The sequence below is a fragment of the Aminobacter sp. AP02 genome (assembly GCF_003148805.1).
Lineage (GTDB): Bacteria > Pseudomonadota > Alphaproteobacteria > Rhizobiales > Rhizobiaceae > Aminobacter.
Window position 1 is genome coordinate 81,734 of record NZ_QGGX01000016.1, and the last position, 14,449, is coordinate 96,182.

Below are 14,449 nucleotides of genomic sequence, written 5' to 3' on the forward strand. Positions count from 1 at the left end.
TCCGGCTCGCTGCGCTCGCCACCTCTCCCCCTGCCCAGGGGAGAGGAAAGTCGCCAAGACTGCGGCCGTCCTTCCTCTCCCCCAGCGATCGGGAGAGAGGTGGTTTGCGCAGCAAACCGGAGTGGGGGCCGAAATGGGGGAACTGGAACCATGACAATTTCCAAAGCGGCCGCCATCGGCGGTGGGGTCATCGGCGCCGGCTGGGTGGCGCGGCTGCTGCTCAACGGCATCGACGTATCGATCTTCGATCCCGATCCTGAGGCCTCGCGCAAGGTCGGTGAAGTGATGAAAGGCGCGCGGCGCGCCTACAAGCAGATGCTGCCCGGCGGCCTGCCCAAGGAGGGCAGACTGACCTTCGCCAAGACCATTGCGGAAGCCGTGGCCGACGCCGATTTCATCCAGGAAAGCGTACCCGAGCGGCTCGACCTCAAGCACAAGGTGCTGGCCGAGATCGACGCCCATGCGCCAGCCAACGCCATCGTCGGCTCGTCGACCTCTGGCATCAAGCCGTCCGACATGCAGGTGGCGATGAAGAAGCATCCCGAGCGGCTGGTCGTCGGCCATCCGTTCAACCCTGTCTATCTGCTGCCGATCGTCGAGATCGTCGGCGGCGAGCAGACTTTTCCCGAGGCCATCGAGGTTGCCAAGGAAATCTATGCCTCGATCGGCATGAAGCCCGTCGTCATCCGCAAGGAGATCGAAGCCTTCGTCGGCGACCGCCTGCTCGAAGCCGCCTGGCGCGAGGCGCTGTGGCTGATCAAGGACGGCATCTGCACGGTTGAGGAACTCGACGACATCATGCGCTACGGCTTCGGCCTGCGCTGGGCGCAGATGGGCATGTTCCAGGTCTATCGCGTTGCAGGCGGCGAGGCCGGCATGCGCCACTTCATGGCGCAGTTCGGGCCGTGCCTGAAATGGCCGTGGACCAAGCTGATGGACGTGCCGGAGTTCAACGATGAACTGGTCGACCTGATCGCGACCCAATCCGACGACCAGTCCGACCGTTGGTCGATCCGCGAGCTGGAAAGGATCCGCGACGACAATCTGGTCGCGATCATGGATGCGCTGTCGAAGCAGAACAAGGGCAAGGGCTGGGGTGCTGGCGCGCTCTACAGGGACTACACCCAGCAGCTTTCCAAGCTTGCTGCCAGCAAGGTGTCTAAGGCCGCCGAGAAGGCGCGGGTCGAAAAGCCGAAAAAGAAGGCCGACAAGAAGCCGGCGAAAAAGAGAGGCTGAGGCGATGCATTTCGGTCTGTCCGAGGAACAGCAGCTTATTGTCGACACCACCCGCGCTTTTGTCGAAAACGAGCTCTATGCGCATGAGCGTGAGGTCGAGCGCACGGGCCATCTCCGGCGCGAGCTGATTGAGGAGATCAAGCAAAAGGCGATTGCCGCCGGGCTCTATGCCGCCAACATGCCGGCGGATGTCGGCGGCGCTGGTCTCGATACGCTGACCTGGCTTCTCTACGAAAAGGAGCTCGGCCGGGCCAATTATGCGCTGCACTGGACCTGCGTGGCGCGGCCGTCCAACATCCTGCTCGCGGGCACGCCGGAGCAGCGGGATAAGTACCTATTTCCGTGCATTCGTGGCGAGAAGTCGGATTGCCTGGCGATGACCGAGCCAGGCGCCGGCTCCGACCTGCGCGGCATGAAGGCGAGTGCTGTCCAGGACGGCAGTGACTGGGTGCTGAACGGCACCAAGCACTTCATCTCGCATGCCGACGTCGCCGATTTTGCCATCGTCTTCATGGCTTCGGGCGAGGAGGACAGTGCGCGCGGAAAACGCAAGAAGATCACCGCCTTCTTCGTCGACAAGGGCACGCCCGGCTTCACCGTTCGCGACGGCTACCGCAACGTTTCGCATCGTGGCTACACCAATTCGGTGCTGGAGTTCGACGACTGCCGCCTGCCGGCGAGCCAGGTTCTGGGTGAGGTGCACAAGGGTTTCGAGGTCGCGAACAGCTGGCTCGGCGCGACGCGCCTGCAGGTGGGCGCCACCTGCCTCGGCCGGGCGGAGCGCGCGCTTGGCCACGCCATTGAATATGCCGCGCAACGCGAGCAGTTCGGCCAGCAGATCGGCAAGTTCCAGGGCGTGTCGTTCAAGCTCGCCGACATGGCGACCGAGCTCAAGGCGGCCGAGTTGATGGTGATGGAGGCGGGCTGGAAATACGACCAGGGCACGGTTTCCGACCAGGACATGGCGATGGCCAAACTCAAGGCCACCGAGATGCTGGCCTTTGTCGCCGATGAGGCGATCCAGATACATGGCGGCATGGGCCTGATGGACGACCTGCCGCTGGAGCGCATCTGGCGCGACGCGCGCGTCGAGCGCATCTGGGAGGGCACGTCGGAAATCCAGCGGCACATCATCTCGCGTGCACTGCTCAGGGCGGTGGGCGGGTGATGCGGCTGTTGAAGCAGGCAAGTTTGACCTTGCTCCTCGGGGCAAGGTGGCCCGCAGGGCCAGCTAGGGGGTGAAAATGAGTAGCTCGACTTTGACCGCCTCCACCCCGAAGCTTGCAGGGCGAACGCGGCTCGAGCGCCTGCTGCGGCCGAAGTCGATTGCCGTGTTTGGCGGCTCGCAGGCGGCCGCCGTCGTCAAGCAATGCCTCAAGATGGGTTTTTCAGGCGACATCTGGCCGGTGCACCCGACGAAGGAGGACGTTGAGGGCATCAGGTCCTTCCGTTCGGTGGCCGACCTGCCCGCAGCGCCCGACGCTGCCTTTATCGGCGTCAACCGCTTCCTGACCATCGAAGTGATCGCGCAACTGGCCGCGCAGGGCGCGGGCGGGGCGATCTGCTTTGCCTCCGGCTTCCTCGAGGCCGGCAACGACGATGCCGACGGCGAGAGGCTGCAGGCGGAACTGGTGGCGGCGGCGGGATCGATGCCGGTTATCGGGCCCAATTGCTACGGCCTGATCAACTATGCCGACGGCGCGCTGTTGTGGCCCGACCAGCATGGGGGCCAGCGGCTGGCGCCTGGTGGGCGTGGGGCGGCGATGATCACGCAGTCTTCCAACATCGCCTGCAACCTGACCATGCAGAAGCGCGGCCTGCCGGTGGCCTTCCTGATGACGGCGGGAAACCAGGCGCAAACAGGTCTCTCCGAAATGGCGCTGGGGCTGATCGAGGACGAGCGCGTCTCCTGCCTCGGCCTGCACATCGAGGGCTTCGACAAGGTCGAGGGCTTCGAGCGGCTGGCGGCGCGGGCACGCGAACTGAAAAAGCCGATCGTCGCGATGAAGGTCGGCCGCTCCGAGCAGGCGCGCAAGGCGACGATCTCGCACACGGCCTCGCTGGCCGGTTCCGATGCTACCTCCGAGGCCTTCCTAAAACGCCTCGGCATCGCCCGCGTCGACACCATCCCGTCATTCCTCGAAACTCTGAAGCTGCTGCACGCCTTCGGCCCGCTGCCCGGTTTTTCGCTGTCGTCGATGAGCTGTTCGGGCGGCGAGGCATCGGTCATGGCCGACAGCGCCGAGGGCAGGCGGCTCAGCTTCCCGGCACTGACGCCTGAGCACTATGCAAGGGTCAAGTCGACGCTCGGCGCCTTCGTGGCGGTCGCCAATCCGCTCGACTACCACACCTTCATCTGGAACGACGAACCGGCGATGACGGCGACCTTTTCGGCGATGGCGTCAGGCGGGTTCGACCTCAACATGCTGGTGCTCGATTTCCCGCGCAACGACCGCTGCTCGGATGCCGACTGGTGGCCAACGGTGCGCGCCTTCGAGGCGGCGCTGAAGGCCAATGGCACACGCGGCGCGGTGGTGGCGTCGATGACGGAGAACCTGACCGAGGAGCACGCAGCCGACCTGTTTCAACGCGGGATCGTGCCGTTGCAGGGCATTGCAGAAGCGATGGATGCGGCCGAGGCCGCGGCGATGATTGGCGAGGCGTGGCGGCGGGAACCCTCCTCCTTGAGGGGAGGGTCGATCGGCGTAGCCGATCGGGGTGGGGTCGTGCGCGGCGTGTCGGCGGGGCCATCTGAGGCTACCCCCTCCGCCCGCTTCGCGGGCACCTCCTCCTTGAGGGGGGAGGATACCCAACTCGACGAAGCCGCCGCCAAATCGCTGTTGCGCGACGCTGGCCTAGCCGTTCCCGCAGGCCAACGTGCGGCGAGTGTTGCCGAGGCTATCGCAGTGGCCGAAACGCTAGGCTATCCCGTCGCGCTCAAGGCTCTCGGCGTTGCCCACAAGAGCGAACTCGGCGCTGTCCGCCTCAACGTGCGGACCGGTGAGGATGTCGGTGCTGCGGCTGGGGCGCTGCTGCCGCTCGGCTCAGGCCTCTATGTCGAGAAAATGGTGTCGGGCGGCGTGGCCGAGCTGATCGTTGGCGTCGTCAGCGATCCGCTGTTCGGACCTGTCATGACCATCGGCACCGGCGGCGTGCTGGTCGAACTCATCAAGGACAGCGCCACGCTGCTTTTGCCGGCGTCGCGGGGCGAGGTCGAGCAGGCACTGAGGGGGCTCAAGATGTACCCGCTGCTCGACGGCTATCGTGGCCGCGCGCGGGCGGACGTCGATGCCGCCATCGATGCGATCATGGCCATATCGGGTTTCGTGCTGGAGCACGCGGATAAAATCGAGGAACTCGACATCAACCCGCTGATCGTCTGCGGCGAAGGGCAGGGCGCTTGGATCGCGGACGCGCTGTTGGTGATATCAAATGGCCCCTCATCCCCTGCCGGACCTTCTCCCCGTAAGGACGGGGAGAAGGAGGTTGGCCGCGACGTTGACGCCTCCCTCTCCCCGTCATTCACGGGGAGAGGGTAAGGGTGAGAGGCAGCTTTGGCCAACGGTCGAAAAGCGCGAGCCGCTCCGAAGGTCGTGGGGCCACACAGGCCATCGGTGCGTAAGGGGCAATGGAGGAAAAAATGTCCGACGTCGTGAAAACCCGCAGGGAAGGCGCTATCCTCGAAGTCACGCTCGACCGGCCCAAGGCCAATGCCATCGACCTCGCCACCTCGCGGCTGCTCGGCGAAACCTTCAAGGCCTTCCGCGACGATGACAGCCTGCGCATCGCCATCGTGAAGACGGCAGGGGAAAGATTCTTTTCGGCCGGCTGGGACCTGAAGGCGGCGGCCAACGGCGATGCGGTCGACGGCGACTATGGTGTCGGAGGTTTTGGCGGGCTGCAGGAGCTGCGCGACCTCAACAAGCCTGTTATCGCCTGCGTCAACGGCATGGCCGTGGGTGGGGGCTTCGAGCTGGCGCTGTCCTGCGACCTGATCTACGCCTCCGAACATTCGAGCTTTGCTTTGCCGGAAATCCGCGCCGGCACGCTTGCTGATGCGGCAACCATCAAACTGCCGAAGCGCATCCCCTACCACGTGGCGATGGACCTTCTGCTCACCGGCCGCTGGATGGACGTCGCCGAGGCGCATCGTTGGGGACTGGTCAACGAAGTGCTGCCGGCGGACAAGCTCGAGGATCGCGTATGGGAGATCGCGCGGCTGCTGGCCGGTGGGCCGCCCCTGGTGTTTGCCGCGATCAAGGAAGTGGCCCGAGCGGCCGAGGTGATGGGCTTCCAGGAGACCATGAACCGCATCACCAAACGCCAGTTCCGGACTGTCGACGAACTTTACGCTTCCGGCGACAACCTCGAAGGATTTCGCGCGTTTGCCGAGAAGCGCGATCCTGTGTGGAAGGGAAAGTGAGGCCAGGTTCGTTCCATGACCGACTACACAAAACTCATCGACGCCGAGACCTGGGCCTTCATCGAGCGGACCAATTCCTACTATCCGCCCGACACGATCGACTACACGATTGGCCAGCAGCGCGAGATCTACGATCGGATGTGCCGGGAGTTCTTCGCCGGTTACCCCGAAGGCGTCGTGCCGGAAACGACGGCCATTGCCACGCCGACACATAAGATCCAGATCCGCATCTATCGCCTCGCTGGCAAGGAGCCCGGAGTGGTCCTGCTCTATTTCCACGGTGGCGGCTTCATCCTTGGCGGGCTCGACAGCCATGACGATGTCTGCGCTGAACTGTGCGGCAGGACCGGCTACGAGGTGGTTTCGGTCGACTATCGCCTGGCGCCCGAGCATCGCCACCCCGCTGCCTTCGACGATGCGATGCGCGCCTTCGAATGGGCGGCTGGCAACTACGATCTGCCCATCGTGCTCGCCGGTGACAGCGCTGGCGGCAACCTCGCCGCCGCGGTCAGCCATGCCACGCGGGGGCATATGCAAAAGCCTGTCGGGCAAGTGTTGATCTATCCCGGCCTTGGCGGCGACCAATCGCGAGGCTCCTACGTGAAGCATGCCGAGGCGCCGATGCTGACCATGCGCGACCTTCATTTCTACAAGGACATCCGCACCGGCGGCGAAGACCGCACCGGCGACATCACCATGACGCCACTCGCCGATGGCGATTTCGCCAATTTGCCACCGACTGTCATCATCACAGCCGAATGCGACCCGCTGTCATCGGACGGCGAGGCTTATGGAGAGCGCGTCGTTGCCGCCGAGGGTCATGCCTTCTGGCATGAAGAGCCTGGGTTGGTGCACGGCTACCTTCGTGCCCGCCATACGGTCGCAAGAGCGCGTGAGAGCTTCGACAGGATTGTCGATGCGGTGGCGGTTCTTGGGCGGGAGCAATGGGTGTGGTGAGCACCCTGCCTACAGGTTGAGCCGTGCGCTGATGTCCATGCGCCGGTGCAGAACACGTATCACATCGATTGTTTCGTCCACCACGCGATAAACGATCAAATGTGAGCCGACGCTCACTTTCAGATAGCCAGCCCGAACCTCAGCAAGCGACCGTCCCTTGCGTTGCCTCTTGCGATGTCAAGGCCGCAGCGATGGATCTGAAGAACGTACTGGTTGGCCTGTTCCGGGCTCCAGGTGTCAGCGGTGTAGTGCCAGATCTGTTCGAGATCCGCTTCGGCTGCCGGAGAGAAAAGCAGCCGTTTATCGGCCATGGCCGGCGCGCATTCGGCCAAGGAAGTTCTCGATGTCGAGAGGCTTGGACGAACCGCTTTCCTCACCTTCGATGATGGCCGCGCGCAGCTGTGCCACTTGCAATTCGTGCTCTTCGAGCAATCTCAATCCAGCGCGTACGACCTCGCTGGCCGAGCTGTAGCGGCCATCCTCGACCTGCCTCTCGACGAAATCCGAGAAGTGGTGGCCGAGGGAAATGGACGTGTTTTTGTTCATAGTGCAATAATACCAAAAATTGGTATTATTGCCAAGCTCAGTTCCCAGCGCTTTCCATGCGCCGGCCCTTGATCGCTTTTTCCAGCCAGCCGATTTCCATCTCTGGAACGGACGACAAAAGCAGGTCGGTGTAGGCGTCGAAGGGGGGCTTGAGCACCTCCGACTTCGGCCCGTAGCGCACCACTTCGCCGCGATACATCACCGCGATGGAATCGGCGATCGACTTAACGGTCGCCAGATCGTGTGTGATGAAGAGATAGGCGACGCCTTCCTCGGCCTGCAGTTCGAGCAAAAGCTTGAGTATGCCGTTGGCGACCAGCGGGTCGAGCGCGCTCGTCACCTCGTCGCAGATGATCAGCCTTGGTTTGGCGGCAAGCGCCCGGGCGATGCAAACGCGCTGCTTCTGCCCGCCCGAGAGTTCAGCCGGATAACGGTCGGCAAAGGCGCGCCCCATCTCGATCTTGTCGAGCAGTTCGGCGATGCGCTTGTCGCGCTCGGTGCCGCCCATGCCGAAATAGAACTCAAGCGGCCTGCCGATGATGGTGCCCACCGTCTGGCGCGGGTTCATCGCCACGTCGGCCATCTGGTAGATCATCTGCAGTTCGCGCAGATCGTCGCGGCTACGGTCGGCGAGACGATTGGATAGGGTGCGACCAGCGAAGGTGATGCTGCCCTGCTCGGGCGGCAAAAGCCCGGTGATGGCGCGTGCCAGCGTCGATTTGCCGGAGCCGGATTCGCCGACGACGGCGAGCGTCTGGCCGGGCAAGATGTCGACCGAGACGTTCTCCAGCACCTTAATCTTGCCGCCGCCATAGGCGGCCGTGATGTTCCTGACCGACAGGAAGGGGGTGGCGCCCGGTTTTTTTTCCACGTGCTCGATCTCGTGCACCGAGACGAGCGCTGAGGTGTATTCCTGCCTCGGCTCCTTGATGATCTGGCGCGTGCCCCCCCATTCCACCAGCTTGCCGTGCCTGAGCACCATGATCTCGTCGGAGACCTGGGCGACCACGGCGAGGTCGTGGCTGATGTAGAGGGCGGCAACGCCGGTGTCGCGGATGGCCTCCTTGATGGCGGCAAGCACGTCGATCTGGGTGGTCACGTCGAGCGCGGTCGTGGGCTCGTCGAAAACGATCAGATCGGGCTCGGAGCACAGCGCCATTGCCGTCATGACACGCTGGAGCTGGCCTCCCGACACCTGGTGGGGAAAACGCTGGCCGATGTTTTCGGGGTCGGGCAGGCTGAGCTTCTTGAACAGCGCGACCGCGCGTTTTTCCGCCTCGGCCCTGGTAGCCACGCCGTGCAGGATCGAGGCTTCCACCACCTGATCCATCAGCCTGTGCGCCGGGTTGAAGGCTGCCGCAGCCGATTGGGCGACATAGCAGACTTCGCGCCCGCGCAAGGCGCGGATGCCCTGGGTGCCGCCCTTGCGGATGTCGCGGCCGTTGAGAATGATCTCGCCGCCGGTGATCTTCACGCCACCGCGTCCATACGCCATCGACGACAGGCCGATTGTCGACTTGCCGGCCCCGGATTCGCCGATCAGGCCAAGCACCTTGCCCTTCTGCAGCGACAGCGACACATCGTGTACCAGCGTGATCGTGCGCGGCGCTTCGCCGGGCGGATAGATTTTTGCCTCGATCCTGAGGTTGCGGATGTCGAGTAGGGGGCCGGAGCCATCAGATGGTGCCTTAGCCATTGCCACGCCCTCCCTTGAGATCGGTGGTGCGATTGAGCACCCAGTCGGCGACGAGGTTGACGGAGATGGCAAGGGCTGCGATTGCCGCCGCCGGGATCAAGGCCGCCGGAATGCCGAAGACGATGCCGTCCTTGTTCTCCTTGACCATGCCGCCCCAGTCGGCGTCCGGCGGCTGTACGCCGAGGCCGAGGAAGGACAGTGCCGAGAGAAACAGCACGGCATAGATGAAGCGCAGGCCGAGTTCCGAGACCAGCGGCGACAGCGCGTTGGGCAGGATCTCGCGGAAGATGATCCAGCCCTTGCCTTCGCCGCGTAGCTTGGCAGCCTCGACAAAGTCCATAACGTTGATGTCGACGGCGACCGCGCGCGACAGGCGGTAGACGCGGGTGGCGTCGAGGATGCCCATGACCAGGATCAGTGTCACCCGCGTCGAAGGCAGCACCGATAGCACCACGAGCGCGAAGATCAGCGTCGGGATCGCCATCAAAAGGTCGACGAAACGCGACATGCTTGTGTCGAACCAGCCACCGACGACAGCTGCTGTGAAGCCGAGGATCGCGCCGAGCGAAAACGACAGCGCGGTAGCCAGCACGGCGATGAAGATGGTCGTGCGCGCGCCATAGATCATGCGCGATAGCAGGTCTCGGCCGAGATTGTCCGTGCCGAGCAGGAACTTGCTCGACATCGGCGCCCAGACATCGCCGACGATTTCGCCAAGGCCATAGGGTGCGATCAATGGCGCGAAGATCGCCGCGATCAGGAAAAGCGTCGTCAGGATCAGGCCGATCCAGGCCGCGATGGGGATGCGTTTCAGATCAAGCATGGCGCGCCCCTCATTTCGGATGCCTGAGGCGTGGATTGGCGATGATTGCGGCAATGTCGGCGATGATGTTGAGGCCGATGTAGACCGCAGCGAAGATCAGCCCGACGGCTTGCACCACCGGCACGTCGCGCTTGGCGACATGGTCGACCAGATATTGCCCCATGCCGGGATAGACGAAGATCACCTCGATGACGACGACCCCGACGATGAGGAAGGCGAGGTTGAGCATGACGACGTTGATGATTGGCGCAATGGCGTTGGGAAATGCATGCTTGCGTATGATTTCGAAGGGCGAAAGGCCCTTGAGTTCGGCTGTCTCGATATAGGCTGACTGCATGACGTTGAGGATCGCCGCACGCGTCATGCGCATCATGTGGGCGAGCACGACGAGGGTCAGTGCCGTTGCCGGCAAGGCGATCGCCTTCATGCGTTCGAGGAAGGGCATGCCGTCATAGACGGTGGAGATGCCGGGAAAGATCTGCCACTTCACGGCAAAGAAGTAGACGAGCAGGTAGCCGACGAAGAATTCGGGCAGCGACGTCGAGGCGAGCGCCAGCCCCGAGATGGTCTTGTCGATCCAGCCATTGCGGTAACGCACCGCAAGCAGGCCGAGGATGATGGCCAGCGGGATGGAAACAATTGCGGCCCAGAATGCGAGGAACAGCGTGTTCCACAGCCGCCCGCCGATAGCGTGCGCGATATCCTGCCGGCTCGACAGGGCGGTGCCGAGATCGCCGGTCAAAACACCGCCGAGCCACCTGAAATACCTGATGTAGGCCGGGTCATTGAGGCCGAGTTCCTGGCGCAGATTGGCGAGTGCCTGCGGCGTTGCCGACTGGCCAAGAATGGATTGGGCAACGTCGCCGGGCAGGATTTGCGTACCGGCGAAGATCAGGACCGAAACGGCCAGAAGCAGCAGCAGGCCCAGCGCGATGCGCTGGGCTATCAATTTCAGGATTGGATTGGCCATGCGGACAACGCCGTTGTCACGCGTTGAGCCAGCACTTGGACAGCGCGTAGCCGCCCATCATCTCCTGGTTGCCATCAGGGACCCAGCCGCCGACCTTGGCGCTGGTGGCGTCGATGAAGTCGTTGAACATCGGGGTGATGACGCCGCCTTCGTCGCGTACGATCTGGCCCATGTCGGCGTAGATCTTCTTGCGCTTGTCCTTGTCGAGTTCGGAACGCGCCGCAAACAGCATCTTGTCGAAATCGTCGCGGAAGAAGCGCGTGTCGTTCCAGTCCGCCTTCGAATAGTAGGCGGTCGAGTACATCTGGTCCTGGGTCGGCCGACCACCCCAGTAGGACGCCGAGAAAGGCTGCTTGTTCCAGACTTCCGACCAGTAGCCGTCGCCCGGCTCACGCTTGACCTCAAGGGTGATGCCAGCCTTGGCGGCACTCTGCTGGTACAGCTGGGCGGCATCTACGGCGCCCGGGAAGGCCACGTCCGAGGTGCGCAGCAGAACCGAGCCGGAGTGTCCCGATTTTTTGTAGTGGAACGCTGCCTTGTCTGGATCGTACTTGCGCTGCTCCATTTCGGTGAACAGCGGATAGGCCTTATTGATCGGCGTGTCGTTGCCGACCGAGCCGTAGCCCATCAGGATCTTCTGCAGCATCTCGTCGCGATCGAGCGCGTATTTCAACGCGAGCCTGAGATCGTTGTTGTCGAAGGGAGCGGTGTTGCAATGGGCGATGAAAACGTAATGACCGCGACCGGCGACGTTTTGGATGACCACGCCTGGCACGCGCTTGATCAATTCGACGATCTTGGGCTCGACGCGGTTGATGATGTCGACCTGTCCGCCTTGCAGCGCCGATGTGCGCGCGGTCGCGTCGTTGATGACGATGATTTCGATCTGGTCAGCGAAGCCGCGGTCGTCGCGCCAGTAATTGGCGAACTTCTCGCCGCCGAGCCGCACGCCGGCTTCGTTGACGGTGATCTTGTAGGGGCCGGTGCCGATGCCCGCATCAGGCTTGTCCTTGCCGCCATTGGGCTGGATCATCAGGTGATAGTCGTCGAGCAGGAAGGGCAGGTCGGCGTTGGCGTCCTTGAGCGTGAAGACGACGTTCTGGCCATCGGCCTTGACCGAGGCGATGCCGCCCATCAGGCCAAGCGCGCCCGATTTCGCCTTTTCGTCGGAATGGCGTTCCATTGTCGCCACGACGTCGGCGGGGGTCATCTCCTGGCCGTTGTGGAACTGCACGCCCTTGCGGATCTTGAAGGTCCAGGTCTTGGCATCGTCGGATGCGCCCCATTCTTCGGCAAGGGCCGGCTTCGGCTCACCGTCGGCCGAAATCTGCACCAGCTGCTCGGCCCACTGGCGGCCGAAGAAATAGGGAACCTGGCTCGACCATGACGCTGGGTCGAGGCTGTCCGTGGCAGCGCCACCTTGCATGCCGGCGCGCAGGATGCCGCCTTTGACCGGCCCCTCGGCCTTTGCCGCGCTTGCCAGCAAGGAGTTGGCAAAGGTTGCCGCGACACCCAGGGCCGCGGCGCGGCCGAGGAAATCGCGGCGGCTCAACTTGCCCGCAGCTACGCTACGGCTCAGGAATTCCAGTTCATTGGACATTGGAAGGCTCCTCACTCTGGCGGTCGTTATTGTTCGACTTCTGTCAGCAATATTGACCGTAACGTAAGGGCATCAGCAAGGCCGAATGCGACATGATGTGGCGCAATCGGCGTGTCGCATCTGGGCCAACGGCACGAGGGCGTCAGATGTGGTTGCGCGGAATCTTTTCGTCGAAATCACGCTCAAAAATCAGTTTCTCGCCCTCATATGCCTCGATCCGGCCAGTGAGATGGAAATTTTGCCCGTCAGAGTGCATCGCGGTGAACGCTTCGGTTCTGATCGCCCAGTCGTTTCTGGACAAAGCCTGAGTCCAATGGGTTTCGCCGTGTGCCGAGAGCGGGTTTTTCGGGTCGATGGTCCACAGCTCGCGGGCGATCTCGCCGATGACCAGTCCGTGGTCCATGTCGCGGATTTCGCCGAAGTCATCGACGATGCGCAGGCTGGTCGAGCCTGTCGCCTCGTCGCGCTCGACCGTACGGCTATTCGAACTCTCGCGCAGCGTTTCGATCTGCCACGGTGTTGCCGCTTCCGGCTCGGCGAAGGTCCATTCGTCGTAGCTGCCCGAAGGGCGCACCGGCAGGTCGATGCCGCCTTCATGCAGCGTGAGCGTCACCTCTTCCGGCGACGGCCAGACCAGCGGCCAGTAGGTCGACGACACAGCCACACGCAGCTTGTTGCCCTTGGCCACGCGGTAGGCGATGTCGTCGAGCTTGAAGACAATCTCCATCGTCTCGCCGGGGCGCACGTTCTCAGGGTGTTCATGACCATTGCGATGGCAGAGGTTGAGCACGCCATAGGTGATGCGGGTCGAGGCACCGTCCGGCTGGACATCGCACAGGCGCACCGCCACCATGCCTTGCCGGCGGTCGGCCGAAAGCTTGAGGCGGATGACCGGGCCACCTACGATATCGAGCGGAGCGTCGAGCGGGGCGCTGTCGAAGCAGGCTGATCTTGCGTCGTCGACGCGCTGGTCGCCCGGCAATTCGGGTCCGAGCCAGATGGCGCAATATTCACCGCCTGCCATGCCGCAATCTTGCGGCGAGTTGATCGCGACAGGTGTTGTGAGACTACCGGCTTCTGCCAGCTTGCCGCCCGCGCCGAGTGAAAGGCGCTTCGCAGCGATGTTCGGCGACGGCCATTGTTGCTCGGCGATCCACCGTCCCTTGCGTTCCAGATACCAGTCGCGCGGCGGCTCGGAATCCATGACGTAGAGCCGCAGCGCCGGATCGTTCTCGACGCCGGTCTCGATGCCCTTCAGCCAGCGGTCCCACCAGCGCAAAGCCTCCTGCAGGAAGCCGATGGCGGGCTTTGGTACGGCGAAATGCGGGTATTTGTGCACCCACGGTCCGACGATGCCCTTGACCGGCGCATGCACGCCTTGGACAAGGCGCGACACGGTGTTCTTGTACGCGTCTCCCCAGCCGCCGACAGCCAGCACGGCCGCCTTGATCGCCGGAAAGTCCTCGCAGACCGAGCCGCGTTTCCAATAGGCGTCACGGGTCTGGTGCCGGAGCCAGAGCGCAGGCAGGAACGGCTCATTTCCGAGCCGGTCGAGCCACATGTCGCGCCATTTGTCGCCGACCAACGCGGGGTCCGGCGGCCTGGAGGAGTAGGACAGCATCGTCGCGCCCCAGCCCATGTTCTCGTTGAGCAAAAGGCCGCCCTTGTAGTGAATGTCGTCGGCATAGCGATCGTCGGTCGAGCACAGCGTGATGACCGCCTTGAGCGCCGGCGGCTGCTTTGCCGCCACCTGCAGGCCGTTGAAGCCGCCCCAGGAAATGCCCATCATGCCGACATTACCGTTGCACCAGGGTTGGCTTGCTGCCCATGCGATCACGTCGCATGCGTCCTGCCATTCCTGCTCGGAGTACTCGTCCTTCATCAAGCCTTCAGAATCGCCATTGCCGCGCATGTCGACGCGAATGCAGGCATAGCCATGACCGGCAAAATAGGGATGAGTGAGGTTGTCGCGCGCCGTGGTTCCGTCGCGCTTGCGGTAGGGCAGGTGCTCCAGGATGACAGGCACCGGGTCCTGATCCGCGTCGACGGGCATCCAAACCCGCGCCGACAGGCGGCAGCCATCGGGCATGAGAATGCCCATGTCCGCAAACTCGACGATGTCTCGGGGAAACTCGGTGATGGTTTTCATGCTGGGCTCCTGCGCCATCAGTAGAGCGCAGGTTGGCCGAAGCAAGGGC

At 63.4% G+C, this 14,449-nt stretch carries 13 protein-coding genes; 5 read left to right on the plus strand and 8 right to left on the minus strand.

Translation table 11 applies throughout. The annotated features are described in order from the left end of the window. Positions 1 to 150 precede the first annotated feature (150 nt). The 5 genes from C8K44_RS19905 to C8K44_RS19925 all read left to right on the plus strand — a co-directional run bounded on the left by C8K44_RS19905 (position 151) and on the right by C8K44_RS19925 (position 6,616). Positions 151 to 1,236, plus strand: coding sequence for a carnitine 3-dehydrogenase (locus tag C8K44_RS19905; protein WP_109577506.1), 1,086 nt, complete (start codon positions 151 to 153; stop codon positions 1,234 to 1,236). Positions 1,237 to 1,240: 4 nt separating this feature from the next. After that, the gene (locus C8K44_RS19910; RefSeq protein WP_109577507.1) at positions 1,241 to 2,404 is read left to right on the plus strand and encodes an acyl-CoA dehydrogenase; all 1,164 of its coding nucleotides are present in this window, start codon (positions 1,241 to 1,243) and stop codon (positions 2,402 to 2,404) included. Positions 2,405 to 2,480: 76 nt separating this feature from the next. Next, complete coding sequence (locus tag C8K44_RS19915) at positions 2,481 to 4,775, plus strand: acetate--CoA ligase family protein (RefSeq protein ID WP_109577508.1); 2,295 nt, start codon at positions 2,481 to 2,483, stop codon at positions 4,773 to 4,775. A 101-nt stretch (positions 4,776 to 4,876) separates the two neighbouring features. After that, the gene (locus C8K44_RS19920; RefSeq protein ID WP_109577564.1) at positions 4,877 to 5,659 is read left to right on the plus strand and encodes a carnitinyl-CoA dehydratase; all 783 of its coding nucleotides are present in this window, start codon (positions 4,877 to 4,879) and stop codon (positions 5,657 to 5,659) included. A 15-nt stretch (positions 5,660 to 5,674) separates the two neighbouring features. Next, complete coding sequence (locus C8K44_RS19925; RefSeq protein WP_109577509.1) at positions 5,675 to 6,616, plus strand: alpha/beta hydrolase; 942 nt, start codon at positions 5,675 to 5,677, stop codon at positions 6,614 to 6,616. Positions 6,617 to 6,625: 9 nt separating this feature from the next. On the opposite strand, the gene C8K44_RS28230 is transcribed toward C8K44_RS19925, so the two are convergent. The 8 genes from C8K44_RS28230 to C8K44_RS19960 form a co-directional block, all read right to left on the minus strand. Beyond that, the gene (locus C8K44_RS28230) at positions 6,626 to 6,733 is read right to left on the minus strand and encodes a type II toxin-antitoxin system RelE/ParE family toxin (protein WP_348626340.1); all 108 of its coding nucleotides are present in this window, start codon (positions 6,731 to 6,733) and stop codon (positions 6,626 to 6,628) included. A 2-nt stretch (positions 6,734 to 6,735) separates the two neighbouring features. Further along, complete coding sequence (locus tag C8K44_RS28235) at positions 6,736 to 6,927, minus strand: type II toxin-antitoxin system RelE/ParE family toxin (RefSeq protein ID WP_348626341.1); 192 nt, start codon at positions 6,925 to 6,927, stop codon at positions 6,736 to 6,738. Next, positions 6,917 to 7,162, minus strand: a complete 246-nt coding sequence (locus C8K44_RS19935; protein WP_109577510.1) for a type II toxin-antitoxin system ParD family antitoxin — start codon at positions 7,160 to 7,162, stop codon at positions 6,917 to 6,919. Before C8K44_RS19935 ends, C8K44_RS28235 begins: the two co-directional genes overlap by 11 nt. A 37-nt stretch (positions 7,163 to 7,199) precedes the next feature. Next, positions 7,200 to 8,858, minus strand: a complete 1,659-nt coding sequence (locus C8K44_RS19940; protein WP_109577511.1) for an ABC transporter ATP-binding protein — start codon at positions 8,856 to 8,858, stop codon at positions 7,200 to 7,202. Further along, positions 8,851 to 9,681 carry an ABC transporter permease gene (locus tag C8K44_RS19945; protein WP_109577512.1) on the minus strand — a complete coding sequence of 277 codons (831 nt, stop codon included), beginning with the start codon at positions 9,679 to 9,681 and terminating at the stop codon, positions 8,851 to 8,853. The genes C8K44_RS19940 and C8K44_RS19945 overlap by 8 nt, the downstream gene beginning before the upstream one ends. Before the next feature lie 10 nt (positions 9,682 to 9,691). Beyond that, a complete protein-coding gene (locus tag C8K44_RS19950) occupies positions 9,692 to 10,651 on the minus strand; it encodes an ABC transporter permease (protein WP_109577513.1) in 960 nt (319 codons plus the stop codon). 16 nt (positions 10,652 to 10,667) lie between these two features. Continuing rightward, positions 10,668 to 12,251, minus strand: a complete 1,584-nt coding sequence (locus C8K44_RS19955) for an ABC transporter substrate-binding protein (protein WP_109577514.1) — start codon at positions 12,249 to 12,251, stop codon at positions 10,668 to 10,670. A gap of 142 nt (positions 12,252 to 12,393) precedes the next feature. After that, entirely contained in the window at positions 12,394 to 14,400 is a 2,007-nt protein-coding gene (locus C8K44_RS19960) for a CocE/NonD family hydrolase (RefSeq protein WP_109577565.1), read from the minus strand. Between the last annotated feature and the right edge of the window lie 49 nt (positions 14,401 to 14,449).